General features: G+C 62.2%; 3 protein-coding genes and 1 pseudogene. 1 reads left to right on the forward strand and 3 read right to left on the reverse strand.

Annotation, left to right across the window (positions count from 1 at the left end):
- Positions 1 to 247 (forward strand): annotated as a pseudogene (locus BG842_RS12105) (MFS transporter); the annotation flags it as partial.
- A gap of 17 nt (positions 248 to 264) precedes the next feature.
- On the opposite strand, the gene BG842_RS31575 reads toward BG842_RS12105, so the two are convergent.
- Genes BG842_RS31575 through BG842_RS12115 form a run of 3 tightly spaced genes read right to left on the reverse strand, consistent with a single transcriptional unit; the run spans position 265 to position 3,250 of the window.
- Entirely contained in the window at positions 265 to 1,431 is a 1,167-nt protein-coding gene (locus BG842_RS31575; RefSeq protein WP_254663116.1) for an amylo-alpha-1,6-glucosidase, read from the reverse strand.
- 29 nt (positions 1,432 to 1,460) lie between these two features.
- Positions 1,461 to 2,147, reverse strand: coding sequence for a glycogen debranching N-terminal domain-containing protein (locus BG842_RS31580; RefSeq protein ID WP_254663117.1), 687 nt, complete (start codon positions 2,145 to 2,147; stop codon positions 1,461 to 1,463).
- Positions 2,147 to 3,250, reverse strand: coding sequence for a TrmB family transcriptional regulator (locus tag BG842_RS12115; protein ID WP_069450927.1), 1,104 nt, complete (start codon positions 3,248 to 3,250; stop codon positions 2,147 to 2,149). The genes BG842_RS31580 and BG842_RS12115 overlap by 1 nt, the downstream gene beginning before the upstream one ends.
- Between the last annotated feature and the right edge of the window lie 212 nt (positions 3,251 to 3,462).

Genomic DNA, 3,462 nt, shown 5'->3' on the forward strand with positions numbered 1-3,462 from the left:
TCACGAGCAAGGACTGCACTCGTGTGATCAACAAATGAAATCCTGTCTGAGCAACCTCGTCGATGACGACGATATCGGGGCCGCAACGGCAGGCGGACAGACCGCCATCAACGTCGGCGGACTCGTCGCCCCGCCGGTCTTCGGCATACTGGTCGAACGGTCGGGCTACGGAACCGGATGGGAGCTGTTGGCCGGGGTGACCTGCATCGCGGCGATACTCCTCGTCGTCGTTCGTCGCTCGGCGTGACTACCGGACCAATTCAGCTATCGTGTCTGCCGTACCCCGGTCCAATTCCGTACGCTCTGCAGAAAGCCGAACACACTCCCGGCGCTCCACGCCGCCGGAATACACGCGTCCGGGTGGCGAACCGTCCCCACCGACAGGTCCCTGTCGAAGCCGACCATGAGTTCCGGGAAGCCGAAGCGGTCCGGGAAGTCCGCCCGAACTGTGTCGGACAGTGCCGTCAGCCCTGACACGGCGAGCGATTCGGCGGCTTCGTGGTACCCCCGCTCCGCGAACCCCATCGCGGCGATACTCGTATCGTGCGGCCAGACACTCCCACGATGGTACGAGAGCGGGTCGAACGAATCGTGGGATGCCGCGAACGTTCGAAGGCCCGCCGACGTGAGCATGTCGTCGCTCGTCAGTCGTTCCGCGACCTGCGCGACTCGCTCGTCGCTTCCTAACCCGCCCCAAATCGCGTGACCCTGATTCGACGCCACGCTCGGAATGACGCCTCGGTCGTCGATGCCCAGCGCGTAACACCCCTCCTCGGGAAGCCACAAATGTTCCTCGAACGTCTCGACGAGCGTTTTCGCGGCGTCGTCGCACGCCGCCGCGAGCGGCGAATCGTCGGCACGCTCGGCGAGCGGCGCGAACCGCGTCAGTGCGCGGAACACGTAGCCCTGTACCTCGGCGAGAGCGATTGCCCCCTGTGCAGGCGTTCCGTCCGGGTGTAAAAGTGCCCTGGCGCTGTCCTTCCATCCGAGATGGGAAAGCCCGAGTGGGCGGTCGTGCGGTTCGTAGAAGAGAAGGCCTTCCTCGTCCAGTTCGTCGAGCGTCCACTCGACGGCCGCCTTGGCGTGGGGGTACACCGAATGGAACAGCGATTCGTCGTCGGTTTCCGCCATCGTGTCCGAAAATAGCGCGGCGAACAGCGGCGTCGCATCGATCGTTCCGTAGTAGGGCGTTCGAACGCTTTCGCCGATGGCGGGAAGGTCGCCGTGTCGTTTCTCGTGCATGATACGGCCGGGCGCTTCGAGCGTCGCATCGTCGGTTTCTGTCCCTTGCTCCGCGGCCAAAAACCGGAGCGTTCGCTCCGCAACGGCCGAATCGAACGGCAGGAGTTGATAACTCACGACCAGCGAGTCCCTGCCGAACGGCGCGAGGAATCGCGGTGCGCCCGCCGCCGGGACGCCGCACGGGAGCATCAGCGCGCCGAGCGTTCCCGCGGCGCGTTCTATGAGTTGTCCGTACTGCGGACAATCGACGTCAGACTCGATTTCGGGCGTGTCCGCCGTCCGGCCGGGAGGTCGATGTCGAGTTCGACCGAGTGCGTCGATGCGGGGAGAACCGTCACGGCGGTCGAAAACGTCGCCGACTCGTTGTCAACGGTGGCATCGAGGGCGGACTCCGACCCGACCTCGACCCGCCGTTCCGTCCCGTCCGCGAGGGTCCCTACGAACGTGCATCCGGACGAGCGTTCTTCCACGGTTATCGGTCTGTTTTGGTGTTCCCGTGGCGAGAAGAACGCCGGAATTTCGAAGACGTGGCCGAAATCCGGTGTGAGGTCGAACATGATTTCGGTTTCCCGCGCGGTTTGGGTGTTGTTCGTGAGTCGAACCGTGGCGGTGACACCCGTCGCCGTCAGTTCGAGGCGTTTGCCGAGCGTCCACGATCGCTGCTCGCCACGGCCGGTTCCGACGGTCGCACTGGCGAGTGTCGTCGTCACGCCGCGGTCACGGGACTCGCGACCGAAGACGGTCCACCCGTCGCCGTCTCCGACCTCCATTTCAAGGCTGGAGAGGTACCGATGGTCGGACTCGTACACCCCGGTTTCGGGCGTTTCGGAGGTGACGTTCCCCACCGAATCGACGATCACCTGTCGGCCAGAATCCATGGCGAGTGCACAGTCGTCGGGAAGCATCAGGTGTCCTCCTCGTCATCGGGGTAACTCACTGTTTCGATGATGATCCTGTCAGCCTCCATGTCTTCGAGCACGGCACCCCAGCCACCGATACCGTATTCGCCCTCGTCCGTCTCGATGACGATGGTCGCCTGTCCCGCAAGCGAGGAGAGCGAGGGTGTCTGTGTCGCGTCCCGGAGGTCACCGTTGGCGTACAGTACGTCCGTGATTTCCCCGGTGAGCGCTACGACGTTTCGTTTCCCTCTCTCCCGGCCTCTAGCCGTCGCGGTGATGGTCGCACCCTCCTTGAGGAGCGGCGCGATGTCTCGAATACAGCGCCGGATGTTCACGTACTCGGCGGGAAGCGTCTCGCTGTGGTTCGTGTGGACGATGGGCCACGATTCCCAAAGTGCGGCCTCGAAATACCAGTGAAAGACGTACGAGAGCGTCTCGTCTTCGAACACCGCACCGTACCGCTCCATCGGGTCGGTGTGCGGTGCAAAGCAGGTTATTTTCCGGTCCACGAGGGCGAGGAACGGCGCGGGAAGGTGGCGGTGACGCGCTTCCGTGACGACGCCGTCTAACTCCTCGTCGGTCGGGAGATCCGTCGGTTGTTCGTGGCTCGTGTTGAGCGACACGGAGACGAAGACATCGTTCTCGTAGCAAGTTTCGAGGGCGGGGGCGAGTTCCTCATACTGTTCGGGCGTCACCGACAGTTGCACCTGATTGGTGGCGTTTCGTATCGCTTCCTCGGCCCGTTCGATGACCGTCTCGACCCGCTTGAGGACGCTGATTCGATGGCCGCCTACGCCAGCCTGCTGCCACCGCTTTCGAATCTCGGTGGCCGTGTTCGTGAGGGTTTCCGCCCGCGATTGGAGGTTCTGGAGTACGTCCGTCGGCTCGCTGGCCCGCGCACGCAGCGCGTCCTGTTTGTATGTCTCCACGTAGCCGTCCTCCTCCAAGTCCCGAAGTACGTCGTAAATCCGTGACCGCGGAACATCCGCCTGTTCAGCGAGAGACGTCGCGGACGCGCTCCCGAGGGAGAGGAGGGTAACGTACGCATCGATTTGATACGTCGAAAGTCCGGCCTCTCGGAGTCCGTCGCGAAGTTCGTCGATGTCCATCTGTGTATTGCTTGCCATCCTATCAAGTTGAATCTTCTAACCGAATTTCTGAATTGTGCCTCGTACCGACCATGCGAATTCTCATATTCACTCCTGTATCAAATCTATGGGCAAGATTTATATATGTCTTATTCTTCATGGTTGAGTAGGAAAGAATACCTATGACAGGCGACTACAAACACGGGGAAAAAACGCGGCGTACGGTGCTAAAA

It is taken from the genome of Haladaptatus sp. W1 (assembly GCF_001723155.1).
Classification (GTDB): domain Archaea; phylum Halobacteriota; class Halobacteria; order Halobacteriales; family Haladaptataceae; genus Haladaptatus; species Haladaptatus paucihalophilus.

Excerpts from the sequence above, each read along its gene's own strand:
- BG842_RS31575 (WP_254663116.1), bottom strand. The coding sequence starts at position 1,431 with ATGCTCCCGTGCGGCGTCCCGGCGGCGGGCGCACCGCGATTCCTCGCG.
- BG842_RS31580 (WP_254663117.1), bottom strand. The coding sequence starts at position 2,147 with ATGCTTCCCGACGACTGTGCACTCGCCATGGATTCTGGCCGACAGGTG.
- BG842_RS12115 (WP_069450927.1), bottom strand. The coding sequence starts at position 3,250 with ATGGACATCGACGAACTTCGCGACGGACTCCGAGAGGCCGGACTTTCG.